At 47.4% G+C, this 13,991-nt stretch carries 12 protein-coding genes; 7 read left to right on the top strand and 5 right to left on the bottom strand.

Features of this window, described 5'->3' with window-relative positions:
• Positions 1 to 7 precede the first annotated feature (7 nt).
• The 6 genes from FOT42_RS06065 (at position 8) to nadD (ending at position 4,683) form a co-directional block, all read left to right on the top strand.
• Positions 8 to 1,060 (top strand): sugar phosphate isomerase/epimerase family protein, encoded by a 1,053-nt coding sequence (locus FOT42_RS06065; protein WP_151889682.1) that lies wholly within the window; start codon positions 8 to 10, stop codon positions 1,058 to 1,060.
• Entirely contained in the window at positions 1,057 to 1,797 is a 741-nt protein-coding gene (locus FOT42_RS06060; protein ID WP_151889681.1) for a 3-keto-disaccharide hydrolase, read from the top strand. The genes FOT42_RS06065 and FOT42_RS06060 overlap by 4 nt, the downstream gene beginning before the upstream one ends.
• 43 nt (positions 1,798 to 1,840) lie before the next feature.
• A complete protein-coding gene (locus FOT42_RS06055) occupies positions 1,841 to 2,551 on the top strand; it encodes a 3-keto-disaccharide hydrolase (RefSeq protein ID WP_226789815.1) in 711 nt (236 codons plus the stop codon).
• A gap of 91 nt (positions 2,552 to 2,642) precedes the next feature.
• Complete coding sequence (locus FOT42_RS06050; protein WP_151889679.1) at positions 2,643 to 3,500, top strand: YicC/YloC family endoribonuclease; 858 nt, start codon at positions 2,643 to 2,645, stop codon at positions 3,498 to 3,500.
• Positions 3,497 to 4,096 carry a guanylate kinase gene (gmk, locus tag FOT42_RS06045; RefSeq protein WP_151889678.1) on the top strand — a complete coding sequence of 200 codons (600 nt, stop codon included), beginning with the start codon at positions 3,497 to 3,499 and terminating at the stop codon, positions 4,094 to 4,096. The genes FOT42_RS06050 and gmk overlap by 4 nt, the downstream gene beginning before the upstream one ends.
• 2 nt (positions 4,097 to 4,098) lie before the next feature.
• A complete protein-coding gene (nadD, locus tag FOT42_RS06040) occupies positions 4,099 to 4,683 on the top strand; it encodes a nicotinate (nicotinamide) nucleotide adenylyltransferase (RefSeq protein ID WP_151889677.1) in 585 nt (194 codons plus the stop codon).
• A gap of 6 nt (positions 4,684 to 4,689) precedes the next feature.
• Here nadD and FOT42_RS06035 read toward each other — a convergent pair whose 3' ends face one another.
• From FOT42_RS06035 to FOT42_RS06025, 3 genes are all read right to left on the bottom strand, one after another.
• Positions 4,690 to 5,796 carry a glycoside hydrolase family 130 protein gene (locus tag FOT42_RS06035; RefSeq protein WP_226789812.1) on the bottom strand — a complete coding sequence of 369 codons (1,107 nt, stop codon included), beginning with the start codon at positions 5,794 to 5,796 and terminating at the stop codon, positions 4,690 to 4,692.
• Positions 5,797 to 5,826: 30 nt separating this feature from the next.
• Complete coding sequence (locus FOT42_RS06030; RefSeq protein WP_151889676.1) at positions 5,827 to 8,124, bottom strand: inorganic phosphate transporter; 2,298 nt, start codon at positions 8,122 to 8,124, stop codon at positions 5,827 to 5,829.
• 71 nt (positions 8,125 to 8,195) lie between these two features.
• A complete protein-coding gene (locus FOT42_RS06025) occupies positions 8,196 to 9,410 on the bottom strand; it encodes a porin (protein ID WP_151889675.1) in 1,215 nt (404 codons plus the stop codon).
• 326 nt (positions 9,411 to 9,736) lie between these two features.
• Between FOT42_RS06025 and dgt the strand changes: the two genes are divergently transcribed.
• Positions 9,737 to 11,095 (top strand): dGTP triphosphohydrolase, encoded by a 1,359-nt coding sequence (gene dgt / locus FOT42_RS06020; RefSeq protein WP_151889674.1) that lies wholly within the window; start codon positions 9,737 to 9,739, stop codon positions 11,093 to 11,095.
• Here the strand turns inward: dgt and FOT42_RS06015 are convergent.
• Complete coding sequence (locus FOT42_RS06015) at positions 11,092 to 12,150, bottom strand: DUF3078 domain-containing protein (RefSeq protein ID WP_151889673.1); 1,059 nt, start codon at positions 12,148 to 12,150, stop codon at positions 11,092 to 11,094. The two genes, dgt and FOT42_RS06015, sit on opposite strands and share 4 nt — an antisense overlap.
• Positions 12,141 to 13,919, bottom strand: coding sequence for a 1-deoxy-D-xylulose-5-phosphate synthase (dxs, locus tag FOT42_RS06010; protein ID WP_151889672.1), 1,779 nt, complete (start codon positions 13,917 to 13,919; stop codon positions 12,141 to 12,143). The genes FOT42_RS06015 and dxs overlap by 10 nt, the downstream gene beginning before the upstream one ends.
• Positions 13,920 to 13,991 lie beyond the last annotated feature (72 nt).

The raw sequence follows: 13,991 nt of genomic DNA, 5'->3' as shown, positions 1-13,991 counted from the left end.
ATTTTAAATGAAAACAATCAAAGGACCGGCTGTATTCTTAGCGCAATTTGTGGATAGTCAACCTCCGTTCAATTCCTTGGACGGACTTTGCAAATGGGCCTCAAGTTTAGGGTACAAAGGCATCCAGATACCCACTTGGGAATCGTTCCTCATCGATTTGGACAAGGCGGCCGAAAGCCAGGATTATTGCGACGAACTGAAGGGCAAGATCAATTCCTATGGACTGGAGATCACGGAACTCTCCACCCACTTGCAAGGGCAATTGGTAGCGGTGCACCCCGCTTATGACATCATGTTCGACAATTTTGCGCCCGATGCCCTTAAGGGCAATCCCAAGGAACGCACCCAGTGGGCCATCGAAACCGTAAAAAAAGCAGCCACGGCCAGCAGAAGGTTGGGCCTTAATGCGCACGCGACCTTTTCTGGGGCATTGCTTTGGCATACTGCCCACCCATGGCCACAACGCCCTGCCGGATTGGTGGAAATGGGTTTTGAGGAGCTGGCCAACAGATGGTTGCCCATCCTGAACCATTTTGATGAACAGGGAGTGGATGTCTGCTATGAGATCCATCCTGGGGAAGACCTGCATGATGGGGACACCTTTGAACGCTTTTTGGAGGCAACGGGCAATCACAAGCGGGTGAACATTCTCTACGATCCCAGCCATTTTGTATTGCAGCAGTTGGACTATATCGAATACATAGACCATTACCATGAATTTATAAAAGCATTCCACGTGAAGGATTCCGAGTTTAATCCCACGGGCAAGAAAGGCGCCTTTGGAGGGTACAACGACTGGGGCGATAGAGCAGGTAGGTACCGTTCCTTGGGAGATGGCCAAATCGATTTCAAGACCATCTTCTCCAAACTGACCCAATATGGATGTGATGTGTGGGCTGTGATGGAATGGGAATGCTGTATCAAGAGTCCCGAACAAGGAGCCCGCGAAGGTGCCAAGTTCATACAGGACCACATCATCGAGGCCACCACAAAGACCTTCGATGATTTTGCAGGAGCAGAAATAGATAAAAATCAACTAAAACGAATACTAGGATTATGAAAAAACCAATTGTATTGGCCGCTTTGGCCTTAACCTTTGCTTGCAAGGAAAAGCCAAAAGAGAACACGGAAGAAATAGCAGAAGAAATCATTGAAGTAGTGGAAGAACCTGAATGGATTACCCTGTTTGATGGCACATCCTTTGAAGGATGGCACTTTTACAATGGAGGGGAAGTAGGTGAACCTTGGAAGATAGAGGATAGCAGTATGGTGCTCTATCCACCGGAAACAAGGCCCGAAGGAGCCAACTACAATCTGGTCACGGACAAGGAGTTCACCGATTTTGTGCTCACTTTGGAATGGAACATTGCCGAAGGAGGGAACAGTGGTATTTTCTGGGGGGTCAATGAAAGTGAAGAATATGGACAACCTTATGTCACCGGTCCTGAAATCCAAGTATTGGACGATGAGAGGCATCCCGATGCCAAGAACGGTACCGATCGTTTGGCCGGCGCGCTCTATGATATGGTATCGCCATCGGCAAATGTGGTCAAGCCCGCAGGGGAGTGGAATGCCGTTGAGGTCATGATCAACCACAAGACCAATGAAGGTTACATCATGCTCAATGGGACCAAAATTGTTGAATTTCCTGTTGAAGGTCCGGGATGGGATGCATTGGTCGCCGATTCAAAGTTTGCGGATTGGGAAGGTTTCGGAGCTTTCAAAACGGGTAAAATAGGACTACAGGATCACGGGAATGTCGTGTCTTTCAGAAATATCAAGATCAAAGAGCTATAGCATGTCAACATTCAGAAACATTTTCGTAGCCTTCGCCATACTGATGGGCCTATACGTATCTGCCCAAGAAACAGAGCCCACCAAACCGGAGGCCACTGAGCTTTACCAACCTGTACCACCAAAGGTGGCACCGGGAAAGGACGGTGCCCCGCCCAGTGATGCCATCGTACTTTTCGATGGCACCAGTTTGGACGAATGGATCAGTTCCGTGGACAGCACAGCGGCCAAGTGGACCCTTAACAAAGACGGCAGCATGACCGTGAAGAACAGGACAGGGGATATCCAGACCAAGCAGAACTTTGGTAGTGTACAGCTCCATATCGAATGGAAATCCCCTGCCGAAGTGCAGGGCAAGAACCAGAGTAGGGGCAATAGCGGGGTGTTTCTTTCCAACCTCTACGAAGTGCAGATTTTGGACAACAATGACAACGACACCTACGTGAACGGTCAGGTAGGATCCATATACAAACAACACATCCCTTTGGCCATGGCTTCCGTGCCCACGGGCGAGTGGAACGTGTATGACATCATCTACCATGCCCCTGTTTTTGAAAAGGGACAAAAAGTGAAGTCGGGGACATTGACCGTGATCCATAATGGGGTCTTGATCCAGGACCATGCCGAGATCAAGGGAACGACCCCCTACATTGGGTGGCCCAAAAACCCACCACATGGCAAGGGCCCCATCAGGCTGCAAGACCATGGCGACAACAGCAGGGTGAGTTATAGGAACATTTGGGTGAGGGAATTATAAAACGTCCTAGCCCACTCCAGACCTAACATTTTCTGACGGCAAAGAGGCCAAAGGCTATTTTGGTTACCTTTGGCAAAATTTTCATGTATATATGATCCAATCCATGACTGGCTTTGGGAAGCACATTGTGCAGCTCCCTTCAAAGAAGATTACCGTTGAGCTAAAATCGCTCAACAGCAAGAACTTGGACATCAATGCGAGGATTCCACAAACCTATAGGGAAAAAGAATTGGAACTCCGCAAGATGATAGCCGATGTTTTGGTGCGTGGAAAAGTGGATCTTGCCCTTTATGTGGAGATCACCGGGGAGGAGACCACTGCGGAAGTGAACCAGGGCATGGTAAAGAAATACATGGAACAGTTGGCAAACATTGCCAAAGGGGATGACATCAAGTTATTGGAACTGGCACTGCGTATGCCCGATACCTTGAAAACTGAAAGGGACGACATCGACGAGGCGGAATACAAAGCCATAACGGACGCCATGAAAGAGGCCCTTTCCGAGATCATTTCCTTTAGGAACGAAGAGGGAAAGGTATTGGAGAAGGATTTTGATGAACGCCTCGACAACCTGAACACCTTGTTGGCACAGATCAAGGAGATGGACCCGGAACGATTGGCAACGGTGAGGGAACGTTTGGAGAAGGCAGTGGCGGACCTCAAGGTGGAACTGGACGCCAACCGATTTGAACAGGAACTCATCTATTACTTGGAAAAATACGACATCACCGAAGAAAAAGTACGCTTGGCCAACCATTTGGACTATTTCAAGGCAACCCTGAAGTCCGATGACTCCAATGGGAAAAAATTGGGGTTCATCGCACAGGAAATCGGTAGGGAGATCAATACCATAGGTTCCAAGGCCAACTATGCCCCCATGCAGCAATTGGTGGTGCAGATGAAGGACGAACTGGAAAAGATCAAGGAACAAATGCTCAACGTATTATGACAGAAGGAGGAAAACTCATCATTTTTTCGGCACCGTCCGGCAGTGGAAAGACCACCATCGTCCAACATTTGTTGAAACAACCCGAACTGAACCTGGCCTTTTCCGTATCCGCAACCTCAAGACCGCGAAGAGGTAAAGAAAAACACGGCGTCAATTATTACTTCATGTCTGTATCGGAATTTAAGCGACACATCAAGAACGAGGATTTTTTGGAGTGGGAGGAAGTCTATCGGGACAACTTCTACGGAACGCTGAAAAGTGAAGTGGAACGCCTTTGGGCCGAAGGTAAAAATGTGATCTTCGATATCGATGTGGTGGGAGGCCTGCGCATAAAAAAGAAGTTCCCCGACAAGACCTTGGCCGTTTTTGTGAAACCGCCCAGTGTGGACGAGTTGAAGATCAGACTCAAGAAAAGGAGCACCGAAAGCGATGACAAGATCAATATGCGGATTGCCAAAGCCTCTGTGGAACTGGCCACGGCCCCACAGTTTGATAGAATCATAAAGAATTACGATTTGGATGTGGCACTCAACGAGGCACACCAGTTGGTCGCCGAATATGTCGGTGCCAAGGTGCCCGGTCCAAAAGAAGAATGAGTATGAAAAAGGTAGGGCTCTTTTTTGGGACCTTCAACCCGATACATATAGGCCATTTGATCATTGCCAACCATTTGGTGGAGTTTTCGGACCTGGATGAGGTTTGGTTCGTCATCACCCCCCAAAGTCCGTTCAAGACCAAGCAATCGCTTTTGGAAGACCACCACAGGTACCAAATGGTATACGAGGCCGTACAGGACTATGACAAACTAAAACCGAGCAAGATCGAGTTTGATCTGCCGCAGCCCAATTACACCATCAACACCTTGGTTCATTTGGATGAAAAATATGGCGAAGGGCATCAGTTTTCGCTCATTATGGGAGAGGACAACCTGAAGGGTTTCCATAAATGGAAAAACTATGAGACCATTCTGGAGCACCATTTCATTTACGTATATCCCCGAATTTCCGAAGGAACAGTGGACCATCAATTTCAGGGACATCCCAGGATCAAAAAAGTGTATGCCCCCATCGTGGAAATTTCTTCTACCTTCATCCGTAAGGCCCATAAATTGGGGAAAAACATCAAACCATTGCTTCCTTTTGCCGTATGGAAATATATGGACGAGATGAATTTTTACAGATAGGGCAAACTATTGCTTGGCCGTCACTACCCCCACCATGCTATCTGCGGTTCCGTAGTAGAGATACCAAGTCCCATTGAACAGTACAAGTCCTTCCAAAAAGGTGGTGCCATCTTTGTATTGCCCCGATTTTTCAAAAGGTAGTTCGGGTTTGATGAAGGGTGCATCGGTTCGGTCCAGTAGTTTCCAGGGCTCGTTTGGGTCAAACAAAGCCTGTCCACCCGTGTAAACTCGATTGCCCAGTTCCTTTACGCCGATGTTCTGTGAGTTTCCAGCATTGTAGAGCACCACAATACCATTTTCCGTGAGCAAAGGAGGTGGCCCGGCCTCCACCAGCCAAGAATCAAAATAACCGGGTCTTGGGCTTAAAGCCGGGGCTAAATTGCCTTCGTAGGTTTCTATGGGTTCCCAGTCTTTCAGATTTGTTGAACTGGCCAGCCAAATGTGCGGAACCCCATAATACATCCAATATTTCCCATGGATCTTCGCAGCGACCAGCTTTCCGTTTTTGAGTTCGGTCACGATGGCCCCGGATTTGGTTTCGCTTGTGTGGTAGATACCTTCCTTATACTTTTTGAACACAGGGCCATGCTTTTCCCAATGGATCAGATCTTTGGATGTGGCCACTGCCAATCGGGGCACTTCGCGGTTCCATTGCGTGTAGGTGAGCACATACAGCCCATCTTCGGTCTCTACAATTCTGGGGTCTTCCGTGCCTCCTGGCCATTCATTCGACTTTTGGCCATCTTCATCAGGATAAAAAATGGGTTCAGGCTGTTTTGTATAGGTGATTCCATCATCGGAAACCGCCATCCCGATTCGGGAACGGTGTCCCCCAATTTCCTTTTCCCCCAATTTTTCCTCGGCCCTGTACAACACATAAATACTGTCGTTCCTTACAATGGATGCCGGGTTGAAAGTGGCCATGGATTCCCAATGGGAAGGCTCATTGGTAATGGGGTCCTTGAAAACGGAGCCTTCATCTTTTTGGAGAACGGGACTTGCGTTTTCCGCACGCTCAAAAGGCCCCAACATCCATTCCTTTTCCTTGGTCTGTGCCAAAATGGAAACGGATGAGAGCAGCATTATGACCAGATGGGAGAATCGGACCATCATAGTATCGTTTTAGTTTCAAAAGATACTATTTTATTTCTTCTCCGTGATTTTGGCCGGTGTTACGGAGCTGTCATGCTGTTGGTAATATTGTTCCAACAGATCCATCATGGCGGTCATCAAATCACGTGTTTCCAGCAAAAGGGAGAAATAGAGGGTCGTGTTCTTGGGACTGGACTCCTCGGTCCTTGTCCTGGAAACCTGTCTGTCTATTTTTTGGGAAACCATGTCAAAAAGGTCTTGTTTGGAATCCAAAATGGCCCCTATTTGCTCAAAAGACTTGTCTTCAAAGGCTTTCTGGGTCCTGTCAAAGAGGTCTTCCAATTTTTGGTCTATTTCCTTTAGTTCCTTGATCTGGTTATACTTTAGTTTCTTGTGGTTGTTGTGCACATGGTTGTAGCTTACCTTTCCGATATATTCAAGGGATTGGGAAATATCGGTCAGATGCCCCATGGCATTGATGTAAAAATTACTGGCCCCTATGTGGGCTTCTTCCAGGTTTTTGATGAAATAAAAGGTATGCTCCCGCAGATCCTCGATTTCTCCGGCCAACTTATTCCCCTGTTTTTTGTTCTTTTTCAAAAAGTTGAGGTCCTGTTTGGCCAACCCGTTTATGGAATTGGAATAGATCTTTTTGCTTCGCTTCACCACATTGGCAATGTTGGCGGCACTTTCTTCGATCACACCCTGTATGGAACTGCTCTCGGCCCTTCGTAGGCGGTCTTCCACTTTGATCTCCTTTGTCTTTTTGTTGTAGGAGATGTAGTTCCTCACCAATAGCAGTACGGAGGCAAACAGCAAAATGGCGATGGCCGCACCCTTGCCAAAACTGATCAATGCCAAGATGGTCCCAGAGGCCAAAAAGGCGATGATGGCCGTACTGAACCATCCAGCGATCACGTTCAGTACCCCGGCCACACGGTAAACGGCACTTTCAGCACCCCAGGCCCTATCGGCCAAAGAGGTTCCCATCGCGACCATAAAGGTCACATACGTAGTGGAAAGGGGCAATTTGTAGGATGTGGCTATCGAAATCAGGATACCGGCAACCATAAGGTTCACGGAGGCCCTGATCATGTCAAAGGCGGGCAAATGGTGCACTTTGTCCTTGGATAGGCTGATGACAGGTTTTTGGAACCTTTTGTCCACCGCTGTTTTTACATTGGAAGGCACCATGGTCGATACCCATTCCGAAACGGCAATGGAATACCGGACCAAGCTTCTGGACAAATAGTTGGGCTGGAACCTTTCGTTGGCCTCCCCTTCACGGGAAAGGTTGATTTCGGTATCAGCCACATACCTTGCCTTTTTGGACAGCCATAAAGTGGCCACCATCACCATACCTGAAATGAACAGTAGCAGGGTAGGGGTTTCCACTTTGGTGGAAAGTACTTCCATACTGAACTCGGAAGCTGGGATTCCCGAAGCGGCCCAAGCCTGATAGGACTGGAGCCCCGCAATGGGTACCCCGATGAAGTTCACAAGGTCGTTGCCTGCAAAAGCTAGGGCAAGGGAAAAAGTTCCCACGCCGATGATGAGTTTATAGATGTTCGTGTTGGCGAATTGGATAAGGATATACGAAATAACGGCCCAAGCCAAAAAATTGACCACCATGACCTGATAGACACTGGTTTCAAGAAACTCCTTGATGGTCATGTTCCCGATGAAACCATAGGTGCGGTCAGCAAATGGAGTGCCGCTGATCCCTTTGATCAAAATGAAATAGGTAATGGCCGAAAGGGCAAGTCCCCCAAAAATGGCACCGGTCCATTTGGGTTTTTTCAGGAAATCATAGGACAGTAAAAGTCTAGAGACCCATTGTACCAAAGCCCCAATGGAAAAAGCTATCACGACCGAGGACAGGATCCCCATGATGATCTCAACGGCCTTTTCGGTGTTGATATAGTTAATGACATCGGAAAAATTTCCGTTTGCCGCCCCTATTTTGATCAAGGCCATGGCCACTGCCGCGCCCAAAAGGTTGAATACAATGGAGACCGTGGTAGAGGTGGGCATCCCCAAAGTGTTGAAAAAGTCGAGTAAGAGGATGTCCGTGATCATCACGGCCATAAAGATGAACATGATCTCATCGAAATAGAATTCCCCGGGGTTAAAGATCCCTTTTCGGGCAACTTCCATAAGTCCACTGGAAAAAATGGCGCCACAGGCAATGCCTATGCTCGCCACGATCATGATGGTCTTGAACGAAAGGGCCTTGGATCCAATGGCTGAGTTGAGGAAGTTCACCGCATCATTGCTCACACCGACTACAAGGTCGGCAATGGCCAGTACTGCGAGCGCAACCATTATGAGGAAGTAAATATTGTCCATAGTTAAAAATCAAAAAAATTTTTCAAATATCAAGAGATTGACCTACGATTAAGTTATGTTAAGGTTATTTTTTATAGGTGTACGTCCAATTGCAACCGGAACATCACCTCGTCCATTCCGTTGTCCACATCCAAGTAACTGAGGTCTGTCTGCACCTTCAGTTTGTGCCCCACAATATACTTTGAAAGTCCCAGTGTATATTGTTCCTCTGGATTTTTTCCGGTGATTTCTTGATCCAATTCAAGGTGGGTGTACCTTGCGGAAACTTCCCAATTGGTCTTGAAAAGATAACCTGTCTGAAGGTTCAGGGCATTCCCTACCTGTACAATGTCCCCCGTTTCCGTGCCGTCCATGTTGATGGCCACAGGCTCGTCTGCATCGCGATGGGCATATTCGCCCATGAGGGAAAACCCACGGTATTTGAACATGAAGTCCCCGAACAGGGTTGATATATCCGTTTCGTATAGGCCAGTATCCGTTTGCATAAAAGTGCCCATATTGCTTCGGGTCCTTACGGCATCCTTGTTGATGTCATAAGTGACCCCGACCATGAGCTTTGGGGTCTGTTCCCTGCTCAGGTCGGCCCCTTTGTAGTCCCCTTTGGAAATGAATTTTCCGAACGGAAGGAATTCCAACCGTGAAGTGTATTGGTGTCCTCCTTGATTGCCTACAGTAACGTTTCTGCCCTCACCTTGCGAGAAGGCAAATTTTTCTCGTACCAATGCTTTTTTTCCCAATTTGAAATGATGCCTTAGCTGAAGGCCCATGTCACGGTCTATGTTGAACTTGCTGTTGAGCAATGACCTGTCCACTTGCTGTAGATCCGCCGAAGAGATGACCCGTTCTATGTTCCCTGGCAGTTTGGTCTGTCCGAACCAGAGTTCAAAATTTTCATAAAAGTTCCACATCACCACGGCATCCAAAATGTATCTCGGGGTGTTTCCCGTAAATTCCGACCCCCCCGAAATATCACGGTTGGAGAGTCCAAGCTCCAATTTGTACCTGAGTTTTGGGGTGTGGACAAATCCATCAAATTTCAATCGGGCCCTACGTATCAAAAAATTCTGTTCGGGGTTTCCAAGTCCTCTATCTTGGGTTTCTCCCCAAGACGAAACGGCCAAGATCTGCATCCTTGCCCCGACCTTTGCCGTCCAGCTGCTATCCTTCCCCACAATATTGAAAAGTCCCTTGCCAAATGTGGATTCGGCTTGGTACTGTGAATAGGAAAAATGAATGCATAGGAAAAGAAAGTAGCACCCTAAAAGGGCCAACTTTTTGATATCCATTACAGTACTAGTTTTTGTCGCTGCAAAGAACCGTACCCAATGTTAAATTAATGTTTCCTGTATGTTATGATAAGAATGTATTCTACAAAAAAGGACCGCCTTATTGAAAAGACGGCCCTAGGATTTCGAAGAATAGTCGACAAAAACTAATATCCGTAACGAAAACCTTATTGTAAACTTTACAAAATAGCTCCTTCTAGATGTCCTAAGTGTAATGCTAAAATGAAGAAATCATTAAAATTCAAAATGTTGCAGTAAACAAGGGTACTTTCAGGTTGGCTTGGCGCATATGGAAGCTTAGGCGTATATTGCACCAATAGTAAATTATGGACTGGGAACAGCTACTCTCACTACGGAGATTCGGGGACAAAGGCAAAAGATTGCGCAAAGAGCAAAACGAGACCCGTTTGGGTTTTGAGGTGGATTATGACCGTATCATTTTCTCTTCTGCCTTCAGGAGCCTTCAGGATAAGACACAGGTAATACCGATGCCCATCAGCGTTGGGTCCAAAAAGGATTTTGTGCACACCCGTCTCACCCACAGTTTGGAAGTTTCCGTAGTGGGTAGGAGCCTTGGTCGCATCGCTGGACAGCAGATCTTGTCCAAATATCCCTTTCTGTCCGAGGTGCACGGCTATCAGTTCAATGATTTTGGGGCCATTGTGGCTGCAGCCGCCTTGGCGCACGACATTGGCAATCCGCCATTTGGGCACAGTGGGGAAAAGGCGATTGGGAATTATTTCGCCCAAGGCAGCGGCAAAAGATATCGGGATGTCCTTTCTGATGTGGAATATCAAGATTTGATTGATTTTGAAGGGAATGCGAATGGTTTTAAACTATTGACGGAATCTAGGGAAGGGGTTCCAGGAGGTCTTCGATTGAGCTATGCCACTTTGGGAACTTTTATGAAATATCCAAAGGCTTCATTGCCCAAAAAGCCTTCCCGACATATTGCGGACAAAAAGTTTGGGTATTTCCAATCGGAAAAGGACTTCTTTTTGGAAGTTGCCGATGAAATTGGATTAGTGCCAAATCCCAATGCCCCGGGAACGGCTTTCTTCCGACATCCATTGACCTGTCTGGTGGAGGCGGCCGATGACATCTGCTACACCATCATCGATTTTGAGGATGGCATCAATCTGGGGCTTGTGCCGGAAGAATATGCCCTGGAATATCTCATCAACTTGGTGAAGGGGAGCATCAACACCCAAAAATACAATGCCATGACCAGTTCCAGTGACCGGTTGAGCTATTTGAGGGCCTTGGCCATCAATACTCTTATCGGTGATGCTGTTGAAACTTTTGTGGCAAACGAGGACAAGATCTTGGAAGGCAATTTTGACGCCGCACTTTTGGACAAGGGAAAATACAAGGCCCAAGTGGAGGACATCATCAAATTGAGTGTGGAGAGGATCTATCAGTCCACCGAGGTGATCGACAAGGAATTGGCGGGCTATCGGATCCTATCCGATCTTTTGGAAATGTACACCACGGCGCTGGTCAACATCAAGGAAGGGCGTGACACCAATTATGATCGGTTGCTCGTGAAAAGTCTGCCCGAAATGTACCGAAAAACGGATGTTGACATCTATACGATATTATTGGGCACCAGTTGCTTCGTGGCCAGTCTATCGGATAGTGCGGCTGTGCACATCCACGATAAATTGACGGGCCGGACAATTTAAAAATTGTAGAGAATCCCCACGCCCAACAATTGCTTGAACTGGATTCGGGAGATGCCGGGGTCGACGATGGTACCGTCATCGGCCACCACCTCATCAAATTTGATGTCATCATCAAAAATGAGATGGGTGCCTATGTTCGCATTGATATATTGATTGACCTTGAGGTTGAAATTCATTTCCCAATCCACATCAACATTGCCAAAACTCCGCACATAATCGGTGTAGAGATTTATCCGGTGCTTCATCATCACATTTTTCAGGACTTCCTTTTCCCAGGTATTGGTGACCAGAAATCCCATTTCCATAAAAACGTTGTCACCGGCTTCCACACCAAAAGATCCTAGATTGGAAAGCGTCTCATCCAGAACAAAGGTGGATTTCATGGTGGCGGGAGATATGTAAAGGTTAAACTTGTCGTTGGGTGGAATATAGGAAGTACCGATACCCACAAAAAGGTAGCCCGGGGCCATGAACCTGGAAATGGGGTTCTCCCTGTCCGGATATTTGAAACCGTTCGAGAATTGGGTGTTGAAATTGGCCTTTACGGAATAGTACCAGTTGGTTATGGTGTCCTTCCTAAAGCTTATGGTGGTCGAAAGCCTCAGTTGGTCATCCGTTTTTCGGAGCTTTCTACCTTCTTGGGCGTTCATCCCATATCGTAGTTGTGCCTCATTGTCCCAGTTCAGATACCGGAACTTATAGTTTCGTGCAAAACGGAAGCTCGCCAGTGCGGAGACGGAATTGTCTCCACCCGCGTTCCAGTTCACAAAGGAGACCTCATTGATGTTGAGGCCAAATTCGTTCACCTTTTTCCAAAAGGAAGTAGGTTTGAAGCGTTTGTACCATCGTTTCAATGGCTTTACCCGGTTCAGCACGGTACGGGGGTCGGTGAGCTTTGCTTCTCGGTTAAGGTATTTGAGTTTGGTATCCTTGATGCGGACAATCTTGAAACCCGTTTCCGTACTATCGGGTTCGAATACTTTTAAGCGATTGATCTGTGCATGTGACGAAAAGAAAATAGTAAAGAATAAAATCAGAAAACAAATTATCCGCATTGGTCCAAGGTTGATTGTATATGTGAAAAAAGCGTATCAAAATCTATACCAGCCATTTTGTGGGTCTCCTCCATTGTGCCATGATCCACAAACTTGTCCGGAATACCGAGAATGGTAACAGGTTTGGACAACCGTTCACCGTTTGCAAATTCCAATACCGCCGATCCGAATCCTCCCATTTGGCACCCATCCTCCACGGTGATGATATGATCGTACCTTTCAAAAATAGTACGGAGCAATTGTTTGTCCAAGGGTTTGGCAAAGCGCATATCATAGTGGCCGACCTTTTCAGGGTTGTCCAAAGCGATTATGGCCCGTTCCACCTCATTCCCGATATGGCCGATGGAGAGCATGGCCACTTTGGTGCCTTCCCTCAGGCATCTGCCCGTACCGATTTCGATCGGTTCAAATTCATTTTTCCAATCCAAGGTGGTACCCTGTCCGCGAGGGTATCGGATGGCAATGGGGCCATTTAGCCCCAATTGGGCAGTGTACATGATGTTCCTCAGCTCCATTTCGTTCATTGGGGCAAAAACAACAAGGTTGGGGATACACCTCAAATAGGCGAGATCGAACACCCCATGATGTGTTGGGCCGTCTTGCCCCACCAGTCCGGCACGATCCAAACAGAAGATTACGGAAATATTCTGCAAGGCCACATCATGAATGATCTGATCATAGGCCCGTTGTAAAAATGTGGAATAGATGTTACAAAAAGGAACAAGGCCCTGTGTGGCCATCCCTGCCGCCAAGGTGACTGCGTGCTGTTCGGCAATACCCACATCAAATGCGCGATGGGGCATTTTGTCCATCATGAATTTTAGGGAGCTTCCGGTGGGCATTGCCGGGGTAATGCCCACAATTTTGTCGTTTCTCTCGGCCAATTCCACCAACGTATGCCCAAAGACATCTTGGTATTTGGGAGGTTCGGCCCCTTTGGATTTTTTGAGCCGTTCCCCCGTCACCTTGTCAAACTTGCCAGGGGCATGGTAGACCACTTGGTCCTCCTCGGCCTTTTTCAAACCTCTTCCCTTGGTGGTTATGATGTGCAACAGCTTTGGTCCATCAATTTGCTTCAGCCGCTCCAGTTCCCTTATCAGAGCATTGATGTTATGCCCATCAATGGGTCCGGAATAGTTCAGGTTGAGGCATTCGAAGATGTTCTCGTCCTTTGCGGTCCCTTTTTTGACATTGGTGAGGTATTTTTTGAGTGCGCCTACGCTGGGGTCTATGCCAATGGCATTGTCGTTCAGGATGATGAGTGCGTTCACATCAGCAACGCCCAGATGGTTGAGCCCCTCAAAGGCCATCCCGCTGGCGATGGAGGCATCGCCCACCACGGCAATATGTTGCTTGGTAAGGTCACCATTCAACCTTGAGGCCATGGCCATGCCCAAAATTGCGGAAATGGCGGTGGAACTGTGGCCCGTGCCAAAATCGTCATATACACTTTCGCTCCGTTTGGGAAATCCGCTGATGCCACCAAGCTGTCTGTTGGTTTCGAAAATTTCCTTTCTTCCTGTCAATATTTTATGCCCGTAGGCTTGATGGCCCACATCCCAAATCAGCTTATCTTTTGGAGTATCAAAGACATAATGGAGGGCAATGGTCAGTTCCACGACCCCCAAACTGGCACCAAGGTGACCTTCTTTGGTGGATACAATGTCAATGATGAACTCCCGCAATTCTTGGGCAAGTCTGGGAAGTTCGTCCAGGCCCAATTTTTTGAGGTCTTCAGGGGAATTGATATGTGTTAAAAGTCTTTCCAAGGCACAAAAAACAAAAGTACCGATTATCGACTAACTTTTTTTATGCGTAGCTTAGCCCATCCGTGAATTTTT

It is taken from the genome of Flagellimonas hadalis, from assembly GCF_007785775.2.
In the GTDB taxonomy this organism is placed as follows: domain Bacteria; phylum Bacteroidota; class Bacteroidia; order Flavobacteriales; family Flavobacteriaceae; genus Flagellimonas; species Flagellimonas hadalis.
The sequence above is the reverse complement of the archived record's forward strand: the minus strand, read 5'-3'. Positions and strand labels throughout refer to the sequence as shown.